This is a genomic window from Methylobacterium sp. Gmos3 (assembly GCF_056430985.1).
This window is the reverse complement of the sequence record NZ_JBWJYL010000009.1, coordinates 239,278-260,875: the sequence shown is the minus strand read 5'-3', so window position 1 is coordinate 260,875 and position 21,598 is coordinate 239,278. Positions and strand designations below refer to the sequence as shown.

General features: G+C 68.2%; 23 protein-coding genes. 13 read left to right on the top strand and 10 right to left on the bottom strand.

Translation table 11 applies throughout. The annotated features are described in order from the left end of the window. Positions 1 to 148: 148 nt before the first annotated feature. The 9 genes from ACS5Q7_RS20255 (at position 149) to ACS5Q7_RS20215 (ending at position 10,160) form a co-directional block, all read left to right on the top strand. Complete coding sequence (locus ACS5Q7_RS20255) at positions 149 to 238, top strand: K(+)-transporting ATPase subunit F (protein WP_017484418.1); 90 nt, start codon at positions 149 to 151, stop codon at positions 236 to 238. A gap of 22 nt (positions 239 to 260) precedes the next feature. Then, positions 261 to 1,976 (top strand): potassium-transporting ATPase subunit KdpA, encoded by a 1,716-nt coding sequence (kdpA, locus tag ACS5Q7_RS20250; protein WP_478341054.1) that lies wholly within the window; start codon positions 261 to 263, stop codon positions 1,974 to 1,976. A gap of 1 nt (position 1,977) precedes the next feature. Beyond that, complete coding sequence (locus ACS5Q7_RS20245; RefSeq protein WP_478341053.1) at positions 1,978 to 2,169, top strand: hypothetical protein; 192 nt, start codon at positions 1,978 to 1,980, stop codon at positions 2,167 to 2,169. Positions 2,170 to 2,251: 82 nt separating this feature from the next. Continuing rightward, positions 2,252 to 4,342, top strand: a complete 2,091-nt coding sequence (gene kdpB / locus ACS5Q7_RS20240) for a potassium-transporting ATPase subunit KdpB (protein ID WP_478341052.1) — start codon at positions 2,252 to 2,254, stop codon at positions 4,340 to 4,342. 17 nt (positions 4,343 to 4,359) lie between these two features. Then, complete coding sequence (locus ACS5Q7_RS20235) at positions 4,360 to 4,965, top strand: K(+)-transporting ATPase subunit C (protein ID WP_478341051.1); 606 nt, start codon at positions 4,360 to 4,362, stop codon at positions 4,963 to 4,965. A 9-nt stretch (positions 4,966 to 4,974) separates the two neighbouring features. Continuing rightward, complete coding sequence (locus tag ACS5Q7_RS20230) at positions 4,975 to 7,689, top strand: ATP-binding protein (RefSeq protein ID WP_478341050.1); 2,715 nt, start codon at positions 4,975 to 4,977, stop codon at positions 7,687 to 7,689. Next, entirely contained in the window at positions 7,686 to 8,408 is a 723-nt protein-coding gene (locus tag ACS5Q7_RS20225; protein ID WP_478341049.1) for a response regulator, read from the top strand. Before ACS5Q7_RS20230 ends, ACS5Q7_RS20225 begins: the two co-directional genes overlap by 4 nt. A 31-nt stretch (positions 8,409 to 8,439) precedes the next feature. After that, positions 8,440 to 8,901, top strand: coding sequence for a PTS sugar transporter subunit IIA (locus ACS5Q7_RS20220; protein ID WP_478341048.1), 462 nt, complete (start codon positions 8,440 to 8,442; stop codon positions 8,899 to 8,901). Between the two features lie 269 nt (positions 8,902 to 9,170). Further along, positions 9,171 to 10,160 (top strand): hypothetical protein, encoded by a 990-nt coding sequence (locus tag ACS5Q7_RS20215; RefSeq protein ID WP_478341047.1) that lies wholly within the window; start codon positions 9,171 to 9,173, stop codon positions 10,158 to 10,160. 161 nt (positions 10,161 to 10,321) lie between these two features. Here ACS5Q7_RS20215 and zigA read toward each other — a convergent pair whose 3' ends face one another. Together zigA and ACS5Q7_RS20205 are read right to left on the bottom strand one after the other, a co-directional pair. Next, positions 10,322 to 11,542 (bottom strand): zinc metallochaperone GTPase ZigA, encoded by a 1,221-nt coding sequence (gene zigA, locus ACS5Q7_RS20210; RefSeq protein WP_478341046.1) that lies wholly within the window; start codon positions 11,540 to 11,542, stop codon positions 10,322 to 10,324. A 110-nt stretch (positions 11,543 to 11,652) separates the two neighbouring features. After that, positions 11,653 to 12,459, bottom strand: a complete 807-nt coding sequence (locus ACS5Q7_RS20205) for a DUF3658 domain-containing protein (protein WP_478341045.1) — start codon at positions 12,457 to 12,459, stop codon at positions 11,653 to 11,655. Positions 12,460 to 12,887: 428 nt separating this feature from the next. On the opposite strand from ACS5Q7_RS20205, the gene ACS5Q7_RS20200 reads away from it, so the two are divergent. From ACS5Q7_RS20200 to ACS5Q7_RS20185, 4 genes are all read left to right on the top strand, one after another. Then, positions 12,888 to 13,295, top strand: a complete 408-nt coding sequence (locus ACS5Q7_RS20200; protein ID WP_478341044.1) for a zincin-like metallopeptidase domain-containing protein — start codon at positions 12,888 to 12,890, stop codon at positions 13,293 to 13,295. A 28-nt stretch (positions 13,296 to 13,323) separates the two neighbouring features. Beyond that, entirely contained in the window at positions 13,324 to 13,686 is a 363-nt protein-coding gene (locus ACS5Q7_RS20195) for a type II toxin-antitoxin system RelE/ParE family toxin (protein ID WP_478341043.1), read from the top strand. After that, entirely contained in the window at positions 13,670 to 13,993 is a 324-nt protein-coding gene (locus tag ACS5Q7_RS20190; RefSeq protein WP_478341042.1) for a helix-turn-helix domain-containing protein, read from the top strand. The genes ACS5Q7_RS20195 and ACS5Q7_RS20190 overlap by 17 nt, the downstream gene beginning before the upstream one ends. A 160-nt stretch (positions 13,994 to 14,153) precedes the next feature. Then, a complete protein-coding gene (locus ACS5Q7_RS20185; RefSeq protein WP_478341041.1) occupies positions 14,154 to 14,435 on the top strand; it encodes a helix-turn-helix domain-containing protein in 282 nt (93 codons plus the stop codon). A 172-nt stretch (positions 14,436 to 14,607) separates the two neighbouring features. On the opposite strand, the gene uraD is transcribed toward ACS5Q7_RS20185, so the two are convergent. From uraD to ACS5Q7_RS20145, 8 genes are all read right to left on the bottom strand, one after another. Then, complete coding sequence (gene uraD, locus ACS5Q7_RS20180) at positions 14,608 to 15,126, bottom strand: 2-oxo-4-hydroxy-4-carboxy-5-ureidoimidazoline decarboxylase (RefSeq protein WP_478341040.1); 519 nt, start codon at positions 15,124 to 15,126, stop codon at positions 14,608 to 14,610. 6 nt (positions 15,127 to 15,132) lie between these two features. After that, the gene (uraH, locus tag ACS5Q7_RS20175) at positions 15,133 to 15,486 is read right to left on the bottom strand and encodes a hydroxyisourate hydrolase (RefSeq protein WP_478341039.1); all 354 of its coding nucleotides are present in this window, start codon (positions 15,484 to 15,486) and stop codon (positions 15,133 to 15,135) included. 62 nt (positions 15,487 to 15,548) lie between these two features. Continuing rightward, complete coding sequence (gene uraH, locus ACS5Q7_RS20170; RefSeq protein ID WP_478341038.1) at positions 15,549 to 16,073, bottom strand: hydroxyisourate hydrolase; 525 nt, start codon at positions 16,071 to 16,073, stop codon at positions 15,549 to 15,551. 24 nt (positions 16,074 to 16,097) lie between these two features. Then, entirely contained in the window at positions 16,098 to 17,456 is a 1,359-nt protein-coding gene (locus ACS5Q7_RS20165) for an MFS transporter (RefSeq protein WP_478341037.1), read from the bottom strand. 150 nt (positions 17,457 to 17,606) lie between these two features. Further along, on the bottom strand, positions 17,607 to 18,545 hold the full coding sequence (locus tag ACS5Q7_RS20160) for an amidohydrolase family protein (protein ID WP_478341036.1): 939 nt from the start codon (positions 18,543 to 18,545) through the stop codon (positions 17,607 to 17,609). 13 nt (positions 18,546 to 18,558) lie between these two features. Beyond that, complete coding sequence (locus ACS5Q7_RS20155) at positions 18,559 to 19,479, bottom strand: SMP-30/gluconolactonase/LRE family protein (protein ID WP_478341035.1); 921 nt, start codon at positions 19,477 to 19,479, stop codon at positions 18,559 to 18,561. Positions 19,480 to 19,514: 35 nt separating this feature from the next. Beyond that, positions 19,515 to 20,834: an MFS transporter gene (locus tag ACS5Q7_RS20150; RefSeq protein ID WP_478341034.1), complete on the bottom strand. Its 1,320-nt coding sequence runs from the start codon at positions 20,832 to 20,834 to the stop codon at positions 19,515 to 19,517. An 82-nt stretch (positions 20,835 to 20,916) separates the two neighbouring features. Further along, the gene (locus ACS5Q7_RS20145; RefSeq protein ID WP_478341033.1) at positions 20,917 to 21,591 is read right to left on the bottom strand and encodes an RraA family protein; all 675 of its coding nucleotides are present in this window, start codon (positions 21,589 to 21,591) and stop codon (positions 20,917 to 20,919) included. Positions 21,592 to 21,598 lie beyond the last annotated feature (7 nt).

Here is a 21,598-nt window from a genome sequence, read left to right as displayed (position 1 = left end):
AAGACCGGTCGCGGCAGGCCCGCGCCCGGCCCGCCGAACCGGATACGACCACCATGCTCGACATCATCTTCATCGCCGGAGGCCTCGCCTTCTTCGCGCTCGCCGCCGGCTACGCCGTGCTCTGCGAACGCCTCTGAGGCCCGCCGCCATGACCCTCGACCTCGCGCTGGGCGCCCTCGTGACCGCCGGCCTCCTCGTCTACCTCACCTACGCCCTCGTCCGCCCCGAGCGGTTCTGAGCGGCCAGACGGACCTCCGCACATGACAACCACCGGCTGGATACAGATCGCGCTGTTCTGCGCGGTCGTCCTGGCGCTCGTGAAGCCGCTCGGGGCGTACATGACCCGCGTCTTCACCGGCGAGCGCACTGTCCTCTCGCCCGTGCTCGCACCCGTCGAGCGCGGGCTCTACCGCGTCTCGGGCATCGACGCCCGCCACGAGCAGACCTGGCTCGGCTACGGCCTCGCCATGCTCGCCTTCCATCTGCTGGGCTTCCTGCTGCTGTACGCCGTGCTGCGCCTGCAGGACGTGCTGCCGTTCAACCCGATGGGTCAGTCGGCGATGGCGCCGGACCTCGCGTTCAACACCGCCGCGAGCTTCGTCACCAACACGAACTGGCAGAACTACGGCGGCGAGAGCACGCTCTCGTACCTGTCCCAGATGCTCGGCCTGACGCACCAGAACTTCCTGTCGGCGGCCACCGGCATCGCGCTCGCCGTCGCCCTCATCCGTGGCTTCGCCCGGGCCTCGGCGAAGACGGTGGGCTCGTTCTGGGTCGACCTGACCCGCTGCACCCTCTACGTGCTGCTGCCGATCTGCATCGTCTACACCCTGTTCCTCGTCTCGCAGGGGATGCCGCAGACGCTGGGCGCGTACGTGGACGCGACCACCCTGGAGGGCGCCAAGCAGACCATCGCGGTCGGGCCGGTGGCGAGCCAGGTGGCGATCAAGATGCTCGGCACCAACGGCGGCGGCTTCTTCAACGCCAACGCCGCGCACCCGTTCGAGAACCCCACCGCCCTGTCGAACTTCGTGCAGATCGTCTCGATCTTCGCGCTCGGCGCCGCCCTCACCAACGTCTTCGGCCGCATGGTCGGGGACGAGCGCCAGGGCTGGGCGATCCTCGGCGCCATGACGGTGCTGTTCCTGGCCGGCGTCGCCGTCACCTACTGGGCCGAAGCCAACGGCAGCTCCGTCCTCAACGGCCTCGGGCTCACCGGCGGCAACATGGAGGGCAAGGAGACCCGCTTCGGCATCGTCGCCTCGGCGCTGTTCGCGGTGGTCACGACCGCCGCCTCCTGCGGCGCCGTCAACGCCATGCACGACTCGTTCACGGCGCTCGGCGGCCTGATCCCGATGATCAACATGCAGCTCGGCGAGATCATCGTCGGCGGCGTCGGCGCCGGCCTCTACGGCATGCTCGTGTTCGTCGTCATCACGATCTTCGTGGCGGGCCTGATGGTCGGCCGCACGCCGGAATACCTCGGCAAGAAGATCGAGTCGCGCGAGGTGAAGATGGCCATGCTCGCCATCCTGTGCCTGCCGCTGATGATGCTGGGCGGCACCGCCGTCGCCACGGTGGCGGCCGCCGGCCTCGCCGGACCGGCCAATGCCGGACCGCACGGCTTCTCGGAGATCCTCTACGCCTTCACCTCGGCGGCGGCGAACAACGGTTCGGCCTTCGGCGGATTGAGCGGGAACACGCTGTTCTACAACAGCCTGCTCGCCATCGGCATGCTGGTCGGGCGGTTCTTCGTGATCATCCCGGCCCTGGCCATCGCGGGCTCGCTCGCGGGCAAGAAGACGGTCCCGGCCTCGGCGGGCACGTTCCCGACCCATGGCGGCCTGTTCGTCGGGCTCCTCGTGGGCGTGATCCTCATCGTCGGCGGCCTGACCTTCTTCCCGTCCCTGGCGCTCGGACCCATCGTCGAGCACCTCGCGGGCGCGGCGGGCCAGACCTTCGCGACGGGGGGCTGAGATGCCCCGCGCCGTCCTGTCCCGGCGTGTCCCGCGCCATCACCTCGCGCTGCACCGGCCCCCGCAACGGCGGGAGCGCGCCAGCGCCCAGCCCCTGCGGACCTCCGACCTCGTCCTGGCGCTGCTCGGCGTCGTGATGCTCGGCGGCCTCGCCCTCACCGCGGCCTTCGTCCTCGCCGCCGGCAACTCCTGAACCCGGCAGGCCCGGCCCATGAACCCCGCAGGCCCGGCCCATGAGGCCGGGCCTCGATGCCCCTCTTCGGACACGTCATCCCATGTCCCGCCAGACCTCATCCCTGTTCAGTGCCGCCCTCGTCGGCCCGGCCCTCCTCGGCTCGATCAAGAAGCTCGACCCCCGCGCCATGATCCGTAACCCGGTCATGTTCGTCGTCGAGGTGGTGGCCGCGCTGACCACCGTGCTGTTCCTCCGCGACCTCGTCACCGGCGGCAGCGACCTGCTCTTCTCCGGCCAGATCATCCTCTGGCTGTGGTTCACCCTGATCTTCGCGAACTTCGCGGAGGCGCTGGCGGAAGGCCGCGGCAAGGCCCAGGCCGACAGCCTGCGGCGCACCCGCACCGAGATGACCGCCAAGCGGCTCACCGGCCAGGGTCGCACCTACGAGAGCGTGCCCGGCACTTCCCTCAAGGTCGGCGACGTGGTGCTCGTCGAGGCTGGCGACCTGATCCCCTCGGACGGCGAGGTGATCGAGGGCGTCGCCTCGGTGAACGAGGCCGCCATCACGGGCGAGTCCGCCCCCGTCATCCGCGAATCCGGCGGCGACCGCTCGGCGGTGACCGGCGGCACGCAGGTCCTCTCGGACGAGATCAAGGTGCGCATCACGGCCGCCGCCGGCTCGACCTTCGTCGACCGGATGATCGCGCTGGTCGAGGGCGCCTCCCGGCAGAAGACGCCGAACGAGATCGCCCTCAACATCCTGCTTGCCGGCCTCACCATCGTGTTCGTCTTCGCGGTGGCCTCGATCCCGAGCTTCGCGAGCTATGCCGGCGGGTCGATCCCCGTGATCGTGCTGGTGGCGCTGTTCGTCACGCTGATCCCGACCACCATCGGCGCGCTGCTCTCGGCCATCGGCATCGCGGGCATGGACCGGCTGGTGCGCTTTAACGTGCTTGCCATGTCCGGCCGCGCCGTCGAGGCGGCGGGCGACGTCGACACCCTGCTGCTGGACAAGACCGGCACCATCACCCTCGGCAACCGGCAGGCCACCGAGTTCCGCCCGGTGCGTGGCGTCTCCGAACAGGATCTCGCCGATGCGGCGCAGCTCGCCTCGCTCGCCGACGAGACGCCGGAGGGCCGCTCCATCGTGGTCCTCGCGAAGGAGAAGTACGGCATCCGCGCCCGCGACATGGGCAGCCTGAATGCCACCTTCGTGCCCTTCACCGCCCAGTCGCGGATGTCGGGCGTGGACCTGCAGGGCACATCGATCCGCAAGGGCGCGGTCGACGCCGTCATCGCCTCGGTCTCGGGTCAGCCCGTGGCGTCGCGCGGCTCGAACGTGGCCCTGGCGGTGCGCCCCGAGGCCGAAACGGGCGTCGTCGGCGAGATCCGCGCCATCGCGGAGGAGATCGCCAAGGCCGGCGGCACGCCGCTCGCCGTGGCCAAGGACGGGCGCCTGCTCGGCGTCGTCTACCTCAAGGACATCGTGAAGGGCGGCATCCGCGAGCGCTTCGCCGAGCTGCGCCAGATGGGCATCCGCACGGTGATGATCACCGGCGACAACCCCATGACCGCCGCCGCCATCGCGGCCGAGGCCGGGGTGGACGACTTCCTCGCCCAGGCCACCCCGGAGGACAAGCTGGAGCTGATCCGCAAGGAGCAGTCGCAGGGCAAGCTCGTCGCCATGTGCGGCGACGGCACCAACGACGCCCCGGCGCTCGCCCAGGCCGATGTCGGCGTCGCCATGAACACCGGCACGGTGGCCGCCCGCGAGGCCGGGAACATGGTCGACCTCGACAGTGACCCGACCAAGCTCATCGAGATCGTCGGCATCGGCAAGCAGCTGCTGATGACGCGCGGGGCGCTGACGACCTTCTCCATCGCCAATGACGTGGCGAAGTATTTCGCCATCATCCCGGCGATGTTCCTGACGCTCTACCCGCAGCTTCAGGCGCTGAACGTCATGCACCTCGCCTCGCCGCAGAGCGCGATCCTGTCCGCGATCATCTTCAACGCGCTCATCATCATCGCCCTGATCCCGCTCGCCCTGAAAGGCGTGACCTACCGGGCCGTCGGCGCCGCCGCGCTGCTGCGCCGGAACCTTCTGATCTACGGCCTCGGCGGTGTCCTCGTGCCGTTCGTCGGCATCAAGGCCATCGACCTCGCCGTCAGCGCCCTCCATCTCGCCTAAGGTCCCGGAGACCTCCCATGTTGAACCAGCTTCGCCCCGCCCTCGTCCTTCTCGTCGCCCTGACGGCGGTCACCGGCCTCGCCTACCCCCTCGCCATGACGGGCATCGCGGGGGCCATCTTCCCGGCCAAGGCCGCCGGGAGCCTGATCGAGCGCGACGGCAAGGTCGTCGGCTCCAGCCTGATCGGCCAGAGCTTCACCGGAGCCAACTACTTCCACGGCCGCCCCTCGGCCACCACGGCGGCCGACCCCGCCGACGCCACCAAGACCGTGCCGGCGCCCTACAACGCGGCGAACTCGTCGGGCTCCAACCTCGGGCCGACGAGCGCGGCGCTGGCCGAGCGGGTGAAGGGCGACCTCGAGACGCTGAAGGCCGAGAATCCCGGCCAGCCGGTTCCCGTCGACCTCGTGACCACCAGCGGCTCCGGCCTCGATCCCGAGATCAGCCCCGACGCGGCCCTGTTCCAGGTGCCGCGCGTCGCCAAGGCCCGGAACGTGTCCGAAGACAAGCTCCGCGACCTCGTCGCCGGCCAGGTGCAGGGCCGCACGCTCGGCCTGCTCGGCGAGCCGCGCGTCAACGTCCTGGCGCTCAACCTCGCCCTAGACGATATGACGAAGCGCTGAGGAGCGAGCATGCCCGAGACCGGCCGCGACCCGAACCGCCCCTCGCCCGACGCGCTGCTCGAAGCGGCGCGGCGGGAGGAGCGGACGCGCGGCCGGCTGAAGGTCTTCCTCGGCGCCGCCCCCGGCGTCGGCAAGACCTACGAGATGCTGACCATCGGCCGCGCCAAGGCGAAGGCCGGGGCCGACGTGGTGATCGGGGTGGTCGAGACCCACGGCCGCGCCGAGACCGAGGCCCTGCTCGACGGGTTCGAGGTGATCCCCCGGCGGCCCGTGCCGTATCACGGCACCGTCCTGGAGGAGATGGACCTCGACGCCCTGCTGGCCCGCCGCCCCCAGATCGCCCTGGTGGACGAACTCGCCCACACCAACGCCCCGGGCTCGCGCCATCCGAAGCGCTACCAGGACGTCGAGGAACTGCTCGACGCGGGCATCGACGTCCTGACGACACTCAACATCCAGCATGTCGAGAGCCTCAACGACGTCGTCGCCTCCATCACGCGCATCCGCGTCCGCGAGACGGTGCCGGACGGCGTCCTCGATCGGGCCGAGGACATCGAGGTGGTGGACCTCAACCCCGACGACCTGATCGACCGCCTGAAGGCCGGCAAGGTCTACGTTCCCACCAACGCCGAGCGCGCCTTGAAGCACTACTTCTCGCGCGGAAACCTCACGGCGCTGCGCGAATTGGCCCTGCGCCGCACAGCCGACCGGGTCGACGACGAACTTCTCGGCCATATGCGAGCGAACGCGATCCCCGGACCCTGGGGTGCGGGGGAGCGCGTGCTGGTCTGCGTCAGCGAGGATCCCCGCTCGTCCGGCTTGGTGCGCTACACCAAGCGGCTCGCCGACCGCCTGCACGCCCCCTGGACGGCCCTGGCTGTGGAGGGGATGCGCTCGGCCTCCCTGAGCGAGGCGGAGCGCGACCGCATCGCCGAGGCCTTGCGGCTCGCCGACAAGCTCGGGGGTGACGCCGTGACCCTGCCGGGTGGTCGCCGCATCGCCGAGGATGTCCTGGCCTTTGCCCGCTCGGCCAACGTCAACCACATCGTTGTCGGCAAGTCCGAGCGCTCCCGCCTGTTCGAACTGGTCAACGGATCGGTGGTGCACGACCTCGTGCGCCAGGGCGGCGCCATCTGCGTTCACGTCGTGCCCGGCGAGGCGGTGCAGCCCGAGAAGCCGACGCGCCGGGCGGTCGCGACCGCCGCGCCCCGGGCGACCTTCGACCCCCTCCCCTACCTCGTCGCCCTCGCCGCCGTGGGGGCCGGCCTCGGCACGGCCATCCTCGCCCAACCGTACGCGGGCGTGGAGAACGCCGACCTGTTCCTGCTCACCGCCGTGGTGGGCGTCGCCGTCCGGTGGGGCCTCGGCCCGGCACTCGCGGCAGTCCTCGCCGCCTCGCTGTCCTACAACTTCTTCTTCCTGCCGCCGGTTTACACCTTCACCATCGCCGACCCGACCAACGTCGCCGCCTTCCTGCTCTTCACCCTCGTCGCCGTCCTCGTGTCGAACCTCGCCGCGCGCGCGCGGCTGACGGCGGTGGTCAGCCAGGGCCGGGCGCGGTCCACCGAGCGCCTGTTCGGGTTCTCCCGGAAGCTCGCCGCCTGCGGCACCCTCGACGACGTGCTCTGGGCGACCTCGGCCCAGGTCGCGGCCATGCTGAAGGTGCGCGTGGTGCTCCTCCTGCCCGAGGGCAAGGCCGTCACCGTCAGGGCCGGCTACCCGCCGGAGGACATGCTGGACGAGGCCGACGTGGCGGCGGCGCAATGGGCCTTCGACAACGACCGCCCGGCGGGCCGTGGCGCCGACACGCTGCCGGGCGCCAAGCGCCTGTTCCTGCCGATGCGCACGGGCCGCGGCACCATCGGGGTGATCGGCCTCGACGCGGACGGGACCGGCCCGATCCTGACGCCGGAGGGCCGCCGCCTCCTCGACGCCCTCGCCGACATGGGAGCGCTCGCCATCGAGCGGGTGCGGCTGGTGGAGGATCTCGACCGGGCCGAGCGCGCCGCCGAGACCGACCGCCTGCGCCAGGCGCTGCTCACCTCGATCAGCCACGACCTGCGCACGCCGCTCGCTTCGGTGCTGGGCGCGGCCAGCACGCTGCGCGACCTCGACGCCGTCCTCGATACGGAGGCCAAGGCGGACCTTCTCTCGACCGTCATCGAGGAATCGGAGCGGCTGAACCGCTTCATCGCGAACCTCCTCGACATGACCCGCCTCGAGGCCGGCGCGGTCGCGCCGAACCTCGCCCCGCAGGATGTGGCCGAGACCGTCGACACGGCCCTGCGCCGGCTCGAGAAGATGCTGCGCGGGCACCGGATCGCGGTCGACCTCGCGCCGACCCTGCCGACCCTGCGGCTCGACCCGGTCCTGTTCGAGCAGGTGCTGGTCAACCTTCTGGACAACGCCGCGAAGTATGCGCCCGAGGACACGACCGTGACGGTGCGGGCCCGGCAGGACGGCCGGTCCGTCCGCATCGAAATCCTCGACGAGGGCAACGGCATCCCGGAGGAGGACGTCGAGCGCCTGTTCGACAAGTTCTACCGGGTGCGCAAGAGCGACCGTGTCCGCGCCGGCACCGGGCTGGGGCTCGCCATCTCGCGCGGCTTCGTCGAGGCGATGGGGGGCACCGTCACCGCAGCCAACCGGCGGGACCGCTCCGGCGCGGTCTTCACCGTGACCCTGCCGGTCCCCGCCCGCACGCCCAAGGACATCGCCGCATGAGCCCGACCGTCCTCGTGATCGACGACGAGCCGCCGATCCGCAAGCTGCTGCGCATGGGCCTCTCGACCCAGGGCTACGCCATCCTCGAGGCGCCCAACGGGGCGACCGCTCTGGACGTTCTGAAGCGCGAAGGCGTGGACCTCGTCCTCCTCGACCTCGGCCTGCCGGATATGCGCGGCCACGACCTGCTCCGCGCGATCCGGGCGAGCCATCCCGGCCTGCCGGTGGTGGTGCTGTCGAGCCGGGACGACGAGGGCGGCAAGGTCGAGGCCCTCGATCTCGGCGCCGACGATTACGTCACCAAGCCGTTCGGCATGGCCGAGCTCCTGGCACGACTGCGCGCGGCGCTGCGCCACCAACTCGCCCAGCGCGGCGAGCGTCCGGTGTTCCGGGTCGACGGTCTCAGCGTGGACCTCGTCCGCAGGATCGTGAAGGTCGACGATTCCGAGGTGAAGCTGACCCCGCGGGAATACGACTTCCTGCGCGTGCTCGTGCTCCATGCCGGCAAGGTGCTCACCCACGCGCAGCTCATGAACGAGGTCTCGGTCTCCTCGGACCCGCAGTATCTGCGCGTCTACGTGCGCCAACTCCGCCAGAAGCTCGAGGCCGACCCCGAACGGCCGCGCATCCTTCTCACCGAGACCGGCGTCGGCTACAGGCTCCGCGCCCCGGACGACGAACCGAACATCAAGCCGCGCACGACGGAGACGACGCACTGATGCCGCTCACGACGCTCCGCCGGCCGGCACCATGACCATCGACGAGATCCTCGCGCCCGAGGACGTCCTCGCGGGCCTGCGTGCGCCCTCCAAGAAGGCCCTTCTGGAGAGCCTGGCCGCGCGTGCGGCGGACCGGCTCGGCCTCGGCGTCGACGAGATCCTCGCCCCGCTCGCCAAGCGGGAGGAGTTGGGCTCGACCGGCGTCGGGGACGGCGTGGCGCTGCCTCACGCGAGGCTCGAAGGCATCGACCGCCCGTTTGGCCTGCTGGCGCGGCTGCGCGATCCAATGGACTTCGACGCGGTCGACGACCGCCCGGTCGATCTCGTCTTCCTGCTTCTGCTGCCCGCCGGGGGCGAGAGCCAGCACCTGAACGCGCTGGCCAGCGTGGCACGCTGGCTGCGCGACCCGGAGACCGCCGCGGCCCTGCGCGGCGCCAGGGACGCCGCCGCCCTCCATGCCCTCGTCGCCGCCCGGACGCTCAGCAAAGCCTGAGCGAGACCGGGCCGAGGCACCCGCCCGCGTTCGAGCTGGTCAGAGATCGTGTCGCGCCACGCCCCTGCCCCACCAGTAAACGGGTTACCCGGCGCGTGTTGCCTGGCAGGCGCCCGGCGGGCCAGTCCAGGGCTCGGGTCGCGGGCCAATGGGCGTCACTGGCGACGCTTGCCAACCTCCCCCGTCTTATCGCTGTTATGCTGACGAGCGCCCGATTCGACCGTGGGCTGGACGACCGACGACTCTGATAAGCAGGCTGGGAGAGACGCTTGCCAATCGCAAACAAGCCCGCCCGGTCCGCCCTCCTCGTCTTGATCGGTTGCGGCGGTTCGTTACCGCTGGCCGCGCCACCCGTGTTGGCGGCCGAGCAGGCAGCGCCCCTCCCGCAATGGCTCCAAGCCCATGTCGGTGAGGGCGCCGGACAGATCGCTCCGGTCGTGCTGGAGAGAGCCCGCGCCCTCTACCTGCGCAAGTCGAGCCAGGGCCGGGTCGGGAACGCCTGTTATTTCGCCATGGATGCGACACGGCCCAGCGACGGTCCATCGGGCGCGCGCTTCTATACGATCTGTGAGTCCGAACGAGTCTTCCGTGCGGTCTCGGCAGGGCACGGCAGCGGGCGCAACCTGCCTGGCCTCGCCAACTTCGCGAATGACAGACGGTGCGCGAAGAACTTCGGCAACGCGCAGGGCTCGCTGCTGACCGCTGGCGGGAGCTACGTGACCGCCGAGACGAAAACCTCGTTCAAGGGCTACTATCGAACCGCGTCGGGCCGGGAGGCAGCCCTGACGCGCGCCTTCGTCCAATTCGACGGCGAAGGCGCGGCCGACAACGCCCGCGAACGCGCCATCGGCGGGCATGCCGCCCTGGTGATGCGGGGCCTGTGCCAGCGCAAAGCCCCGGACAGCCCGCACGCGAACGCCGACGGATACGTGCCGAGCGGAACGCTGGTCGAGTACGCCACCGGGCGCAGCAATGGCTGCACGAGTTGGTCGAGCGCCGATGCCGCCGAGATCGTCCCTCTGATGCAGGACAACCCCACGACGGTCTACATCTACCCCGAAGCGGACGACATCGCGGCGGTGGCGGCGCGAAGGGGGGCCGCGTCGCGCTCAGGCGCTTACTGGAACGCCTCCTGCCTCCAGCAGATCCGTTCGCCGCGTTTCTGGCCGCGCGAGACCCTGGAACCTCTCATCGCGCAATACGAGGCGAGCCACCCCGCCCCTCCCCCTCGACCCCTGCCGATCTGCAAGGGATCGTAGCAGACCTGCCGCAGCTCATCGCCGATGCGCGATCGGTCCACCCGGCGCGGACCTGACCGACGCCTTGCGCGGGCGACGGCCCCGGCCGCCGGTCGCGCGGCATCCGGGCGGCCTGCACCCCGGTCGTCCCCGAACTCCGCGCTTGACGAGTCCCAGGCCTCTCAGGCGGCGCGCCGCCAAGCCGGGAACGGGTCGGGGAGACCCCGGTATGGGGCCGGGTCGAACGGGGCCACGTCGCGCCCGGTCTCGATGAGGCAGGCATCCAGCGCCGCCGTGATGGCGGCGCGGTCCATGCCGGTGCCGATGAAGACGAGTTCCTGGCGACGGTCGCCCCACACCTCGCTCCACACGGTCTGGAGGCGCTCCCGGAATTCCGTCGCCTCCGGCCAGCGCTTCCTCGGAACGGCCGACCACCAGAAACCCATCGCCGAGACGTGCGCGACGGCGCCGGCCAGCGAGAACTCGCCGACCCAATCCGGCCGCGTCGCCAGCCAGAAATGGCCCTTGGCCCGGATGAGGCCGGGCCAGGTCGCATCGATGAAGGCCTTGAATTTGGCGGGGTCGAACGGGCGTCGCGCCCGGTAGACGAAGGAACTGATGCCGTATTCCTCGGTCTCCGGCACGTGCTCGGCGGCGCCGTACAGCTCCTTGAACCAGAGCGGGTGCCGCTGCGCCTTCTCCTCGTCGAACAGCCCGGTGTCGAGGATCGCGTCGAGGGGCGCCTGCCCGTGAGACGTCTCGACGATGCGCGCGTCGCCGTTCAGCCCCCGCACCACCGAGCGCACCAAGGCGAGGTGATCGGGCGCGACGTCCCGCGCCTTGTTGATCACGACCACGTCGGCGAACTCGATCTGTTCCACCAGCAGGTCGACCAGGGTGCGGGTATCCTCCGTGCCCGCCGTCTCGCCGCGGTCGCGCAGGAAGTCGTTCGAGCCGTAATCCTTGAGCAGGTTCACGGCGTCCACCACCGTGACCATCGTGTCGAGGCGGGCGACGTCGGACAGGGCCATCCCGTCCTCGTCGCGGAACGAGAAGGTCGAGGCCACCGGCAAGGGCTCGGCGATGCCGGTCCCCTCGATCAGCAGGTAGTCGAACCGGCCCGCCTCCGACAGGCGCCGCACCTCGGCGAGCAGGTCGTCGCGCAGGGTGCAGCAGATGCAGCCGTTGGTCATCTCCACGAGCTTCTCGTCGGTCCGCGAGAGGTCGGCGCCGCCCTCGCGGACGAGATCGGCGTCGATGTTCACCTCGCTCATGTCGTTGACGATCACCGCGACCCGCCGGCCCTCGCGATTGTTCAGGACGTGGTTGAGCAGCGTGGTCTTGCCCGCGCCCAGGAAGCCGGACAGCACAGTGACGGGAAGGCGCGAATCGTGGGTCTGCATGGAGGTGGCCGATGGCGTGGCTGTGATGAAGCGACGCCTAATGGTTATGTAATAACATTGCCTCGTCAACCGGTGAGCCATCGACGTGCACGCTCAGGATATCCGTCCGGTCAACGGGTGATGGGCTTCCTGATCTCGTAATCGCGCATACCCGGTCCCGGCCCTCTGATCTCCAGATTTCCCGCATCGCCGAGAGCCTGGATACGGCCGAACAGAATGATGTCGCCGACCATCTGACCGGGTGGGTCCACCTCGACGGTCAGATGGTGCATCGTGCGCCCGATGACTCTTGCAGCGACTTCCCAGTCTGGCGTGGCTTGCGAGATGAGCACAGCATCGAACTGCGTGAGAGGCGCCGACATCAAGCGGCCGTCGCGCACGATGCGCAATGGGGCATCCTCGCTCCTCAATGCCGCCCACGCAGCCGCTGCGGCGTCGCACTCGGCCTGAGAGAACACCCGTCGCTTGTCCCTCAGGCCAGACGCGACGATGTCCTCACACCGCATGATCCCAAGCGACCAGGGCCTTCGGATGCCGTCACGCGTGACGAAGTCGAGGTTCGTCGCGTCGATGACATCGAAGGGGCGACCCTGCATCCGGAAGGCGAATTCGAGAAAACTGGCGTGTTCGGCCGGGTCGCTCAGGCAGACCCAGTAGACGGGATGCACCCTCGCCGACGTGGCTTCCACCCACGGCTCTTCCACGTCGCGCTCATCGGCGTAGGGATCGGGCCGCAAGACGGCTCTGAGCCAAGCGTGTCGCACCTCTGGGTCCGGCGGATTGATGGGGCCGAAATCGAGGGAGCCCGAGAGCGCGATGACGCGCGCTTCGTCGCCTTGTGACTGGAGGGCGTCACGGATGGTGTCCGCCCGGCTCACACCCCACGTCACGTGGACGACTTCGTCCTCACCGGGCATCTGCGATCCTCATCGCCGCATGGTGTCGGGGCGGCTGATAGCATTGTCACCACGCGATCTGGCTGTGATGTGATCCCGCTGGGCTGTTGTGTAACGTTTGGTGACAGCACCCCGGGGTGTCGTGATCCCGCTTCGCCGAGCGATGGTTCCGCGTCGGGTTTCGGACGAAGGCGAGACAAGGGTGGACGACCGTGCTGGGTCGGATGCGGTTGGTCTCCCTTGAGGATGACGGCTGAAAAAGCAGTGGGGCTCCTCCCGGCCCTTGCCAGTCAACGTGACAGGAATCGGTCGCGCTCGAAGGCAGAGATCCTTCGCAGGCGTCTTAAGGACGCTGTCCGGGTCGTCTATGCCGGCGCCATCGGGCGTACCGACTGAGGGGCAATGGCAACGAGGAGAAGCGGCGTACCTTCTTCCTCAAAGCCTACGCCATGTTTTGCGCCGACCAGATCGACGGCTTGCCCGAGCGATTTGATGCGTGCCGCGCTGCGGCCAAGGCCCTCACGGCCCACGACCGCCTTCCCCAGGTCGATGCATTCTTCGCGAATACGGGCGCCGACATCCGCCTCCCTATCGAGCCACGCCAGGATCACGCCGCCTGTATCGCCTCCTGGATTACGGTCCTGAAGAACGACAAGCGCGCGATCTTTCAGGCGGCCAGCAACGCCGAGCGCGTAGTGATCTTCCTGCACGGCTCGCAGCCCGGCCATGACCGGGCCCCGTCGAGGGCGAGGATTGCGACTCCGCCGACCTGCGAGAGGTGGCGTAAGCCCTCCGAAGATGTCGCCGCGACACGGCGACATCTTCAAACCATCCTTGATTTAAGTAGGACTAAGTGATACCTTTTGCCATGTCAGAGGCACCGACATGACGCGGGTTTTCAAGACGCGCTGGTTCAGCAAGCAGGCCAAAAAGGCGAAGATTTCAGATGACGAATTATGTGAGGCAATTTCGGAAACAATGAAGGGACAAGCTGACGACTTGGGCGGCGGTGTCTTCAAGAAACGCCTTAACAAGAACATGCACAGAAGTATCATTCTGGCGAAAGGCGAAAGTTTTTGGATCTACACATATATTTTCGCGAAGAAGGACCGCGATAATATCGATGATGACGAGTTAGATGGCTTTCGTAAGCTTGCCAAGATATATGAGAATAAATCAGTCGCTGATATCGCTAAAGAGATAGCCGCAAGGCAACTGGTGGAGATTTGTCATGAGCAGCAGGCGTAAATTCAAGAGCGACGCCTTCGAAGCTATACACAGCGCAGCCGAGGGCATGTTCATCGCAGGAACGATCGATAAGGCGACAATGCGCCAGTTCGATGAGAGCTGTTTGACACTACCTGAACCGATCGAACCTGCGGTCATCAAGCAACTGCGTGAGGCGAACAACGTCAGCCAGCCGGTCTTCGCGCGCTATCTCAACACCAGCGAAAGCACCGTCGCGAAGTGGGAGAGTGGGCTCAAGAAGCCGACTGGGAGCGCGCTAAAATTGCTTTCGCTCGTTCGGCGGCACGGCATTCAGCACATCGCCTGATACGCTCAATATCACACCGCCCGCTCGGTGATCGCAGGTATCTCGCGATGCTGCCGCTTGGCGTTTTGGTCGTTCATGCCTTTGAGCTGCGGACCCAACAAAAACGCCAACGCGACATCGAGATCGCCACGAAGCGGCTTTGAGCATGGAAGGTTTACCTGTGGAAGCCCAGACCTTCAGCGACGTGTTCGACGCCATCGCCGACACCCAGGCCGAAGCCGCCAACATGAAGGCTCGGGCCGATCTGCTCACTGCTCTCGTGACACGCGTGGAGGCATGGAACGTCCCCCACGAGGTAGCTGCCAGGAGGCTCGGGGTCACACGACCCCGGCTCAATGATCTGCTCCGAGGCAAGCTCGGCAAATTCAGCTTGGACGCCCTCGTGGGTCTGGCGACCGGCGCCGGTCTGACCCTGGAAATTCGCATTGCCGATAAGGCCTGAGCATTGCGTGAGGACCGGAGTCCTCTGAATATCGCACCCGCCGAAACGGGCTCCCGCACAGGAGGCCGACGGGGGCCGCAGCGGCGTTTTCGCGTTGATCCAGCGTCGTGCCGTGGACCGGGTCGAGGATGCGCCGTACCCCCGTCTCCCCGCGCCCGATCCGCTCACCGGGTCAGCGGCTTGCCTCGCTCACCAGCCGATCGAGCCGCATCCGCGTGATCGCGGCAATCTCATCGAGGGCGACAGATTCCTCCTCGTCGCGCGAGCGTAGGAGGCGCGCTTTGAACAGCGCGAGGATCTCGCTTCGGTTTCGGCCACGCACGGCAACGATGAACGGAAAGCCGAATGTCTGTCGGTATGCCGCGTTCAACTGGTCGAAAGTGTCCGCGTCCTCCTGCGGCATCCGGTCGAGCCCCGCAGCACCCTGCTCGCTCACGGACTCGGCGGTCATGCTCTTCGCCCGCGCCTCTGGGCCGGCGAGTTCCGGATGACCGTTGAGGAAAGCCAGACGCCGATCCGGCGGGGCGGCGCGTACCGCATCCATCATCGCCGCATGCAGGTCCGAGACGCTGCCGAAGGGGCGGCCCAGCCAAGCCGCCTCAGCCACCCAGGCGGCGTGCTCGAACACCCCACCGAGCAGGGCGACGAAGGCGTCCCGCTCGAGGCGGTTAATGGCGGCGATGTCGGGCATGGGGCCTCAGCTGCCGCGATAGGTGGTGAAGCTGCCCGGCGCGCAGAGCATCGGCACGTGGTAATGCTGCTTGGCGTCGAAGATCGCGAAGCGAACCACCGGGTCGTCGATGAAGATATCGGCCTCGGCCGTGCCAGACCGGGCCCTCAGGTAGTCGGTGACGTGGAACACCAGCTCGTACTGACCGACCTTGGCCTCGTCGCCGGGTAAGATCGGCTTGTCGGTGCGGCCATCGGCATTGGTGACGACGCTTTTCACGAGGCGCCACTTGCCGTCCTCCAGCATCGAGAAGTCGATGCGCACCCCGCCGGCCGGGCGGCCGCGGTCGGTGTCGAGGACGTGGGTCGAGATGCCGGCCATGATCTTCGGTGTCCTGAGCGAGAGAGGGGGTCTATCCGTTCCGGGGACGGTCCGTGCCGGGCTCAGCTGCCGCGATAGTACGAATAGCCCCAGGGCGTGAGCAGCACCGGGAGGTGGTAACGCTGGCCGGTGTCACGGATCTGGAAGCGGATCGGCACGAGGCTCAGGAAGTTCGGGCTGGGGAGCGTCACGCCAAGCTTCGCGAAATAGTCTTCGAAATGCATCACGAGCTCGTAGTGGCCAGCCTTGAAGGCGTCGTCGACGAGCAACGGGTCGGCCGGGCGCCCGGTCGCCGTGGTGGTGATGGTTTTGAGTGGCTTGTAGCCCTCGCCCTCGAGCCTCGCGAGATCACAGACCATCCCGGCGGCCGGCGTGCCGTGGAAGTTGTCGATCGCGTGCAGGGTCAAACGCGGCGAGAGGCCAGTCTGCGAGGTCGGGGCGGTCGTTAGCGCGCCCGGTTTGGCCGGAGGGCTCGTGGGCGCGCCCTGGGCCATCACCGCGCTTGCGGAAGCCACCGCCGCGGTGCCGAGGCCGACGCCGACCAGGCTGCGCCGCGTCAGTTCGGATCGCTTTGAAGGATGATCCAAGGTTGGCTCCTGGTGTTGGTGAGATCACGCCGGCTCATGTGCGGCGCGGGCCGTCGCGCGCCGCTTGAGTTCGGGGATCGCGGGCGGGACGAAGGCGAGGATCAGCGCGAGTGAGAGGGCCTCGACGGCCGCGACGATCCATAGACCGACCGAGACCGAGCCGGTCAGCTCGCGCAGGTAGCCCATCACCGCTGGGGCGCCGAAGCCCGCGAGGTTGGCGACCGAGTTGATGAGCGCGATGCCGGCCGCCGCGGCGGAACCTGCCAGGAAGCGCCCGGGGATCTGCCAGAAGACGGGGATCGCGCTCATGGTGCCGACGATCCCCACCGCGAGCGTGATCATCGCCAGGATGGGGGCGCTCGATACGAGGAGGCCGGTCAGCGCGATCGCGGCGGCCCCGACGAACGCCGCCACGCCGCAATGGAGGCGTGCCTCGCCCGTGCGATCCGAGTCGCGCCCGTTGAGGATCATCCCCGCACCGCCGCACAGGTAGGCCGCCGACATGATCCAGCCGACGGTGAGGGGGTCGGTGAAACCGGCGTCGCGCACCACGCTCGGTCCGAAGAAGGTCAGCGCCGAATTCGCCGTGACGATGCAGAAGAAGATCGCGATGCATTGCCAGACGCGGACGTCCTTCAGCGAAGCGAAGATGCGGTGCTCGCGTGGGCCTTGGGCGGCCGCGTCGCGGGCGAGGTCGGCCTCGACCAGCGACCGCTGCTTGGGCGTCAGCCATGTGGCCTTGGACGGCCGGTCGGTCAGGTAGAGCAGCGTGACGAGGCCCGCGAGGATCGAGGGGATGCCCTCGAGCAGGAATACCCACTGCCAGCCCGCCCAGCCGTTGACGCCGTTCATGCCGTTGAGGATGCCGCCGGCGAGCGGACCGCCGATGACGCCGGCCAGCGCCGAGGCCGACATGAACAGGCCGAAAACCTTGGCGCGCCGTTCGCTTGGGTACCAGTATGTCAAGTACAGGATGACACCCGGATAGAAGCCGGCTTCGAAAACCCCGAGGAAGAAGCGCAGGAGGTAGAAGAAAGCGGGCGTGGTGACGAACATCATTGCTACGCAGCAGATGCCCCACAAGAAGGTAATCCGTGCAATAGTTTTTCGGGCGCCAATATGTTCCAATAACAAGTTGCTCGGCACCTCGCAGATGAAGTAGCCGATGAAGAAGATCCCCGCGCCGATGCCGTAGACGGTCTCGCTGAATTTAAGGTCGGCCAGCATCTGAAGCTTGGCGAACCCGATGTTCACCCGGTCGATCCAGGACAGAACCCAGAGGGCCATCAGGAACGGGAGCAACCGCAGGGTGATACGGCGGTAAGTGCTGTCAAGCGCGGCAGGGGCCGGCGCATCGGAGGCCGAGTACGACTGGATCGTCATCGATCGCCCCTGAAGATCACACTCATCACCTGTGTCGAGGGCTGGCCGCGCTTGGCGATTGCAATATGTGAGCCACCCCGAGGGTGAAGGCACCTCCCACGCCGAGGATGCATCGCCGCGTGGGGGGCATGAAACTCATTGGGCGCGCGTTCAGAAGCCGTAGAGCTTGGCCGGGTTGGCCACGAGGATCCGGTTCCGCACCGCCTCATCGGGGGCCCAGTTCGCCAGGAGATCGAGGAGCACGGCATCGTCCGGCTTCGCATCGGCGGGGGAGGTTGGATGCGGCCAGTCGCTGCCCCAGACGAGGCGCTCGGGGGCGAGCTGCACGTAGGCGCGGGCGAGGCGGCTGCGATCCGCGTAGCTCGGCGGCCCGACCTTCGAGAGAATGTAGGCGCCGGTGAGCTTGACCCACGCTCCGTGCGTCTCGATCAGGTCGGCGATGACCTTGAAGCCCGGATGATCGGGGCCGGCGGGCTCCGGGAGATGGCCCATGTGGTCGAAGACGACCGGTACCGGCAGGCCCTTCAGAGTGTCGGCCAACTCCACGATCCTATCGCCGTCAGTGACGAGCTGGATGTGCCAGCCGAGGTCGGCGATCTTGCGGGCGACCGGCACCATGTCTGTGAGGGGCGCCCCGCCCGGCAGGCGCGTGCCGAACCGAACGCCGCGGATGCCGGCCCGGTCCAGGCGCTTCAGGTCCTCGGGCGTCACCGAGGCGTCCAGCATCGCGATGCCGCGCGCCGTCGGCCCGAACTCCTTCACGGACTGAACGAGGAGGCTGTTGTCGACCCCGTAGGTCGAGGGCTGCACCACGACGTGTCTGGTGATGCCGAGGCGCTGCATCAGCAGACGGTAATCGGCGACGGTCGCATCCGGCGGTCGCAGGGTGGCGCCAGGCGCGGCCGGGAAACGCGCATCGTAGAGGTGATGATGGCAATCCGTGGCCCCCGGCGGCACGGTGAATGTCGGCCGGTCCGTGCCCGAGGACCAGGGCACGGTCTGGGCCGAGGCGGGCCGCACTCCTGCGCCGATGGCGGCGCCGGCCATCAGGACCGCGAGATGTTCGCGGCGGGTCATCGCAATCGTCATCCGTCCGGTCCGTTCAGTGATGCGAGAAGAGGGTTTGGCCGGGAGCCGGCATCCGCGCCGTGAGGATGCTTCCGGTCTGGGATTCGGTGATGAACAGGGACGTGCCGTCCGGGCCGCCATAGGCGACGTTGGTCGTCGAGATTCCGGCGGGGGACCGCACCCGCAGCAGGGGCTCGGCGAGCGGCGACAGCCGCCAGATCGACCCGAAACCGGTATGCGCGACGATGAGACAGCCCTCGGCGTCCAGCGCGATGCCGTCCGGGCCACCGAGGCCGCCGTGCAGCTGTGAGAAGACGCCGACCTTCGCAACGAGACCGCTGGCGTTCAGGGGGATGCGCCAGATCTGCTGAGTGCGGGTCACGGCCACGAACAGGTTGTTCATGGCATCGTCGATGACGATGCCGTTGGGGCTCGGCACAGTGTCCACGAGGCAGGTCAGTTCGCCTGACGGGCGCAGGCGGTAAACCCGGCCGGTCGGGTCCTGCAGCCCGGTCTGGCCCTGATCGGTGAAGTAGAGGTCGCCATTCCTGGCGAAGGTCAGGTCGTTGACCCCTCGGAAACCTTCCGAGCCCGCCGTTTCCAGGAACGGCGTCACCGCCCCGGTGTCGGGGTCGAGGAGCATCAGGCCGCGCTTGTAGCAGGTGATGAAGATCCGCCCGTCCTGGTGGATCTTCATGCCGTTCGGCCAGCCGTCGTATTCGGCGACGAGTTCCCACTCGCCGGCAGGGTCGATGCGGAAGATCCGGCCGAAGGGGATGTCCGTGACGTAGAGGCGCCCGGCGCGGTCGAAGACGGGGCCTTCGAGGAAGGAATCGATGGCGTGTCCGCCGCGGTTGGCGTTGGCCCAGGCCGTCGGCCGGGCCTTGCGGAAACGATCGGGCAGCCGCGTGAAGACCTCGGCCGTCACCATCGGCGGGGGAGCGAAGAACGACATCGCGTGTCCTCGGTGTTGGGGGTGGGGAATGTGGCTCAGGCGGCCAGCGCCGCGGTCCGAGCCTCGCGGGCATGGGCGCGGCTGATCAGGATCACGCTGATCGCCGCGGCGGCATCGAGGGCGGCGACCGGAAGCATCCCGAGGGGGAAGCTTCCCGTCGCGTCCTTCACGAGGCCGACGATGTTCACCATCAGGCCGCCGCCGATCAGGTTCGAGATCGCGTTGATGCCCGCAAGGCCGGCCGCCAGCGTCCCCGGCGACAGCCAACCGGCGGAGAGCGCCCAGAAAGGCCCCTTGAAGGAGTAGGCGCCGACGAGGGCGAAGGTCACGGCCAGGACGGCGGTGGCGATGCCTCCGGTCAGGTTGAGGTACGCCAGGCCGAAGGCCGCGAGCAGCAGCGGGATCGCCGTGTGCCAGCGCCGCTCGCCCTGCCGGTCGGAGTGGCGGCCCCAGAGCACCATCAGAATCGTGGCGAAGCCGTAGGGGATCGAGTTGACGAAGCCGGTCTGCAGGTTGGTCAGCCCGAACGACTTGATCATCTGCGGCTGCCACACCGACAGGACACTCCCCGTCGCGGAGGCACCGGAGCAGACCAGCGCCATCGTCAGGAAGTACTTGTTCCGGGCCAGTTGCCAGAGGGAGATGTGGCCGATGGGCTTGCGCCGCGCCGCCTCCTCGTCGAGGCGCCCGACGAGCCATGCGCGCTCCTCATCCTTCAGCCAGTTGGCATCGCGGGGCCGGTCGGTCAGCACGAACAGACAGGTGATGCCGAGGAGGACGGTGGGCAGGCCCTCCAGCACGAACAGCCATTGCCAGCCCTTGAGCCCGAGCATCCCATCGAGTTCGAGGAGCGAGACGGACAGGGGCGAGCCGACGAAGGTCGCCAGCGGGATCGAGACCGTGAACGTCGCCAGGACCCGGGCCCGGTACTCGCTCGGCAGCCAATAGGTCAGGTAGAGGATCGCGCCCGGGAAGAACCCGGCCTCCGCCGCGCCGAGGACGAAGCGCATCACGTAGAGGGAATGGGGCCCGGTCACGAGGGCCATGCCCATGGTGACGAAGCCCCAGGTGATCATGATCCGCGCGATCCAGCGCCGCGCCCCGACCTTCTGCAGGGCGAGATTGCTCGGCACCTCGATCAGGAAGTAGGAGACGAAGAACAGGCTCGCCGCGAAGCCGAACGTGGCCGGGGTCAGCCCGAGATCCTTGTTCATCTGCAGGGCGGCGAAGCCCACGTTGACCCGATCCAGCAACGCGCAAAAATAGCAGAGCATCAGGAACGGCACGAGCCGCAGGATGACCCGGCGCATGGTCGCGAACTCAAGCGGATGCTTGGCTTGCTCGGAGACGTTCACGTCCCAACCTCCCTCTTATTCGAGATGTGGCTCGCGTGACGTCCCGCGCCCTTGAGCCTTTGTGGTTTGGGGCGGCAGGGGATCAGATCCCCTCGCAGCCCGCCTCCGCGAGGGCGCGCTCGACCCAGGAGCGATCCACGGTGCCCGCCTTGATCGCCGCCATGGTCTTGGCCTCGCCCTGCTGCTTCTTGTCAGCGGCGGCGAAGACTTCCTCGGTCTGGTCGAAGGGCACGCAGACGAAGCCGTCGTCGTCACCGACGATCAGGTCGCCGGGCTCGATCACCATGCCCTCGATGGCGATGGTGGCGTTCATCTCCCCAGGCCCGTGCTTGTAGGGGCCGCGATGGGTGATGCCGGCGGCGAAGACCGGGAACGCGCCGCTGCGGATCCAGCCGTAGTCGCGCACCGCTCCGTTCACGACGACGCCGGCCATGCCGATGTGCTGGGCGTGGGAGAGCATGAGCTCGCCCATCAAGGCGTTCGTCAGATCGCCGTCTCCGTCGATGACGAGCACGTCGCCCGGCTTCGCGCGGTTCAGGGCGGCCTGTACCATCAGGTTGTCGCCGGGGCGCACCCGCACCGTGAGGGCGACACCGCAAAGCACACCGCCGGCATGAAGCGGGCGGATCCGCGCGCCGCCGTGGCTCATGCGGCTCATGGAATCGCTGATGTTGGCGACTGCGATGCCCTTGAACTTTTCGACGGTGGCGGTGTCGACCGTGCGGGTGCGGGGATGGATCTTGAAACCGATGGCCATGATGGTC